This window comes from Halococcus morrhuae DSM 1307 (assembly GCF_000336695.1).
In the GTDB taxonomy this organism is placed as follows: domain Archaea; phylum Halobacteriota; class Halobacteria; order Halobacteriales; family Halococcaceae; genus Halococcus; species Halococcus morrhuae.
Genome location: NZ_AOMC01000136.1, coordinates 1 through 4894 on the forward strand (window position 1 = coordinate 1; position 4894 = coordinate 4894).

5 protein-coding genes and 2 pseudogenes are annotated in these 4894 nt (G+C 55.3%); 4 read left to right on the forward strand and 3 right to left on the reverse strand.

The window, feature by feature from the left end:
- Nucleotides 1-482, forward strand: a pseudogene (locus tag C448_RS11690) (IS4 family transposase); the annotation flags it as partial.
- 407 nt (nucleotides 483-889) lie between these two features.
- Here C448_RS11690 and C448_RS17090 read toward each other — a convergent pair.
- From C448_RS17090 to C448_RS11705, 3 genes are read right to left on the reverse strand one after another with little or no spacing between them, the layout of a single operon-like run.
- A complete protein-coding gene (locus tag C448_RS17090; RefSeq protein ID WP_004055017.1) occupies nucleotides 890-1693 on the reverse strand; it encodes a class II glutamine amidotransferase in 804 nt (267 codons plus the stop codon).
- A gap of 5 nt (nucleotides 1694-1698) precedes the next feature.
- Nucleotides 1699-2346, reverse strand: coding sequence for a class I SAM-dependent methyltransferase (locus tag C448_RS15620; RefSeq protein WP_004055018.1), 648 nt, complete (start codon nucleotides 2344-2346; stop codon nucleotides 1699-1701).
- Complete coding sequence (locus C448_RS11705; protein WP_239640574.1) at nucleotides 2346-3380, reverse strand: NAD(P)/FAD-dependent oxidoreductase; 1035 nt, start codon at nucleotides 3378-3380, stop codon at nucleotides 2346-2348. Before C448_RS11705 ends, C448_RS15620 begins: the two co-directional genes overlap by 1 nt.
- Nucleotides 3381-3501: 121 nt before the next feature.
- On the opposite strand from C448_RS11705, the gene C448_RS11710 reads away from it, so the two are divergent.
- The 3 genes and pseudogenes from C448_RS11710 (at nucleotide 3502) to C448_RS16810 (ending at nucleotide 4789) form a co-directional block, all read left to right on the forward strand.
- A complete protein-coding gene (locus C448_RS11710; RefSeq protein WP_004055020.1) occupies nucleotides 3502-3897 on the forward strand; it encodes a helix-turn-helix domain-containing protein in 396 nt (131 codons plus the stop codon).
- A gap of 83 nt (nucleotides 3898-3980) precedes the next feature.
- A pseudogene (locus C448_RS17000) lies at nucleotides 3981-4163 on the forward strand (RNA-guided endonuclease InsQ/TnpB family protein); the annotation flags it as partial.
- Nucleotides 4164-4291: 128 nt separating this feature from the next.
- Complete coding sequence (locus C448_RS16810) at nucleotides 4292-4789, forward strand: transposase (protein ID WP_338034754.1); 498 nt, start codon at nucleotides 4292-4294, stop codon at nucleotides 4787-4789.
- Nucleotides 4790-4894 lie beyond the last annotated feature (105 nt).

Below are 4894 nucleotides of genomic sequence, written 5' to 3' on the forward strand. Positions count from 1 at the left end.
GGAGCCGCGTGATCGATCACGACCTCCAAGGTGAAATCGACGGTCACACGTGGACCGTCGATTTCCCGGTCTACATCGATTGTACGTACCAGCAAGGGAAGTACGATGAGAAAGGTGTGGCGCGTCACGGCTACGCCGTCGACGCGCCGTTCATCGAGACACCACGCCAAGCCAGGAAGTACTACAGCCGACGGTTCGGTATCGAGTCGACCTACCGGCTGTCCGAACGAAGTATTGCGATGACGACGACACAGAATCCAGCGGTGCGGTTTCTGTACGTGCTGATCAGCTTCCTCCTCCAGAATGCGTGGCGGTATCTCCACTGGGAGTACGTGGCGTCGCCGCGCCGAGGCGCGCGACGCCTCTGGTCGTGGCGATTCGACGAGTTCCTCGGAATGGTACGTCGTGCAACGGAGACGGCGCTCGCCGTGCGTCGCGCCGTCCCCGCTAACAAGCCACCGGACGACCGCTTCGAGCGGTAATCCACCGACCGGGACCGCCTGCTCGGCGAGTGGTAACACCGTCGCGTCGGCGGCGTTCCGCCGCCGACTGCGACAAGTTTGATGCTCTCGGTGTCAATCTGCTTTCCTCAGCAGTTGCTCGGCACCAATTCCTCCACCAACTCACGTCTCAGAAGCACTCAACCGGCAAGCTTTGTGAAGTACTGANTCTGCTTTCCTCAGCAGTTGCTCGGCACCAATTCCTCCACCAACTCACGTCTCAGAAGCACTCAACCGGCAAGCTTTGTGAAGTACTGAGGCTTCCGTTCACCCAAGCCAGCACAGAAACACTGTTTTCATGGGCAAACAGGAATCTGGATTCACTCTAACTAGCCAACCCAGAGTGAGGGTAGTTCAGACGGCAAGAGCCTTTTCTGAGGACCAAACCCTCATATTAGGACCAACCCCGATGACTTCGCCGTGTTGAATCGGTGTCCACATCTCAGGGTCATGTGCAGGTTCGCTCGCCAGCAGAAAGTGATCAGTCGCTCCCTGCCAACTGCCCGCGATCTCTCTTGGTTCCCGTGACTGATAGCAGGTGCATGAACAAAGAGTGACTTTCCACCTTGGTGCCCAATGAGAGTGGTACCGTCCGTGAGGACGAACGTGAGATACGTTTGATCAGATGGGCCGTTGGTATCGTCATGCATTCCACCAGCTCGTTCAGCAACTCGCTCTACGACGGGTCTGATGCTTTTCCAAAGTTCTTCTGGACTAACTTGCCCGGCCTCTGTATCAAGGACGCCTGCGTCAGACATAGCGGTGAGAAGCCGGAAAAATACCACCTCGCTATCAGTGGTACCCACGATATGGGAACGCAGAGAGGGAGCTATTTCGTTCAATAGTATCGGTCGCAAGTCATCGAAATCAGCGATATTACCGTTGTGCGCGAACACCCACCGACCGTATTGGAATGGATGCGTATTTGCAACGGTGTGGTCACCATGTGTCGCACGACGGACATGGGCGACAACACAATTCGACTCGATCTGGTTCGAGAGAGTAGAATATACAGGGCTATCAGCAGCCATCTCTGGACTCTTGACGATCTGCGGAACGCCCTGAACGTAGTGTGCGACACCCCATCCATGTGGATTGATCTCGCTCAACCGTTGAAGCGACCGGTCGGCATCCGTCAACGATTCCTGGACAGGACAACTGACGGTGCTCCGCAACGCGAACATTCGGCACATCGGTGTTATTGGTCCTCTTCAGACTCGTAAACTGGTTCTTCATCTCGTCGTTCGGCGACCAAGATACCCACCTGATCATGGACGCGCTCGACTGCCGTGACCACAAACCCGACGTCAGTGAGTGTGTCTACGAGCATCCCGACGGTAGCCCCATCAACTCCGTGATCGAACAGCGGTTCTTCAGGGTCGGGCGATCCGAAGAACATCGCGTCACCGAGGACGAATCGATGTGGAGTGAGTTCAGCGATGGCCTCGATGGCTTCGCGTTTTTGCTCGTCAGGAAGATGGTGCAGGGCGAAGTTCGAGACCACGATGTCTACGTCGCCGTCGTAGTGTGGGTCACGAAACTCGCCGTAGCCGAACTCCACGTTCTCGAGACCACTGTCGGCAGCCTTCGACCGGGCTTGCTCTACCATTCCGTCACTGATATCGCGACCGACGACGTGGCCAGCATCCTCAGCCAGTGCGAGCGCGATTAAGCCTGTCCCTGTTCCAAGATCGAGGACAACATCATCAGGACGAGGGTCGGCGAGTTCGATACCGAGTGAGGCGCACGCATTGTAGATCGGTTTCTCTTCGCTACTGTGTACGTCATCGTACTGATCAGCTATCTGAGAAAATCGGTCGGCGAGATCCTCAAGAGGTTCGTCCATCATTGCAACCCCACTTCGAAGTCTTCCATGGACAGTTCACCATTCATGGTTGCGCCAACTGCGTATCCATCTGCGACGGCAGATACTATGGCGGGAGGAGCCCCGCTAGAGGCATCGCCGGCGATAAATACCCCATCGACCGATGTGAATCCAATTCCACGCTGTGAGCGCGTTGCATCGACGAGTCCAGCTTCGTTCACATCGAGCCCGAGTTGTTCCGGGAGTTCGCTGTGTTGCTCCATCGGCGGTGGGTAAAATAGAGCGTGACGAGCTACATTGTGGCCATCCGCGAGAGAGATATTTTCTAAATTGCCATCAGAGCCGTTGAGCGCAATAATCGGCTCGTCCTCTATCTCGATACCTCGTTCGACGAACGTCAACCGTGATTCGTCATCGAAGACATCCTGCCCATCGGTAAATACGATGAGGTCCTTACTCAGGTTGTAGACCATCTTCGCGTACTCAACCATGTGCTGATTTGTGACGAGAACGCCGAGGGGTTGGTCGCGAACCTCGTAGCCGTGACAGTATGGGCAGTGATACACGCCACTGCCCCAAAACTCCTCAAAGCCATCGGTGTCCGGGAGATCGTCACTGACACCAGTCGCCAGTAAGACCTTCCGGCTCGTGACGGTCTCGTCCGTGTCAAGTGTGCTCGTAAACCCAGCCCCACTTCTCTCAACGTTCGTCACTTGGGAATTGCGAAACTCTCCATCGTATTTCGTCACTTCCTCACGACCGAGGCGACGGAGTTCTTCCGGCGGAATACCGTCTCGCGTGAGATAGCCGTGGGCTTCGGCCGCCGGTCCGTTGCGAGGCTCGTCGTTGTCGCAAACCAGTACACTCCGAAGTGAACGACCCAGCTGGAGCGCAGCACTCAAGCCAGCCGGTCCACCGCCGACAATAAGCACCTCGTAGTCGAAATCACTGCCATCAGTTGTTTGCATATCTGATGCAATGAGGAACTCAGATATAATACTGTCGTTCCCAGCTATAGACGCTCCGGAGTTCTCCAAAGAGCTGAATGCTGACAATATGCCTCCAAAGAACTTCAATAAAGATTAGCCGTTCCAGTTGTGGGCTCCAATAACTATTGCAGATGTGTGCAGCCAAGGTGCAATCCTTATCAGGTAGCAAGACGAAATACCAGTATCAATGCCAGACGCCATCCAAGAGCAGCTTCGGGATGAACGGGAGTGTATGGGTATGCTCGACTGTATGTTCGGGCTAAATGAACTTGACAGGGGTGTGTTTAGACTGTTAGCAGAGAGTTCCGAACCGCTCACTGTGGATCATATTGCGAAGTTCATTAACCGGGAGCGGACGACCGCGTACCGTTCAGTCAGACGGCTCGAAGAAGCTGGGGTAGTTGTGCAAGGACAAGAAAGCTGTCCCAAGGGAGGCTATCACCACGTGTATCGAATCTCCGACCCAGACCAGATCGCGGATGAGTTCCAGCGAATGCTCAATCAGTGGTATGCTGATACTGGACAACTCATCCAGGAGTTCCGAGATATGTATGGGGAGGGTCGTTCTGGGATAAACCCATAGTTCCTCTTTTCGCAATCTGGTGATTAATCGGAGGGTTCCAAATCTTCGTTTGTCCAGAAATGGGATGAGATCCACGCAAGCATCGCGACGTGAGATTTTCCGAACAATCGCGGCGAAATCGTATCGGAAGTGGCCCGCGTATCATTCAACTCGCCCTGAAGTCTGGAACGGTGACGCCGAACGCCGGATTTACCGGCTATCCCGACGGGTTCGAGGCCGAGTTCATGGACAAGCCCCACCCTCCACGAGCGAACCCGTCAGGGTGAGCGAAGTAGGGTGGGGTCGTTGACCCTCGCTATATGATCGGAGTTCGCTGGGTGGACTCAAAGAAGATATCCGAACCGTCGCGAGGGTCTGGTTCGACCACGATGCCCACGGGTCCGTCGAGAGTTTCGTGTGCTATCTCCCACTGGCGTACCTCCGATTTGAACCCCATAACCGCTATTCGGGAACGACGCGCTACGGAATGGAGCAGTTGGTACGGACCTTTCTGCTGAAAGAACTCCACAGCTGGGAGCACGAAAGCGCACTTGTCGAGTATCTTCACCAGCATCCTCGGCTCTGCGGGTACCTCAACTTCGAGAGCGTGCCTGACCAGTCGACGCTGTGGCGGACGTGGCACCAGCGGTTCACGCCCGATCTCAGGGAGACGATTGAAACAGCGGCGAGGAGCATCTTGATACAGGCGGACAGGACCGATGTTTCCGTCCCGCGTGAGCCGCCTGAGCGGTATTGGGCCGGAAGCCGCGAGTCTGAGCGACAGCTCTACCCAACGTACCTTTCGGACACAATTCTATCCAAATCATCGACACAAATTGGCTGGTGGAGTTTGGTTTGGCGACGGTCGGAACCCACTATTCCGCTAAGATCGCGCATTCTGGCCCCTCTATAGCCGCTGTAGTCTCCCTTCCAGAACTTCGGAGTATAGCGAATATACAAGCCAATTCGGCGACTGCCAGTAGTCTCAGATCATGATACCACGGTCATTGCGTCAGTT

Bases quoted from the DNA above. Each gene is read 5' to 3' on its own strand.
- C448_RS17090 (WP_004055017.1), bottom strand. From the start codon at position 1,693: ATGTGCCGAATGTTCGCGTTGCGGAGCACCGTCAGTTGTCCTGTCCAG.
- C448_RS15620 (WP_004055018.1), bottom strand. From the start codon at position 2,346: ATGGACGAACCTCTTGAGGATCTCGCCGACCGATTTTCTCAGATAGCT.
- C448_RS11710 (WP_004055020.1), top strand. From the start codon at position 3,502: ATGCCAGACGCCATCCAAGAGCAGCTTCGGGATGAACGGGAGTGTATG.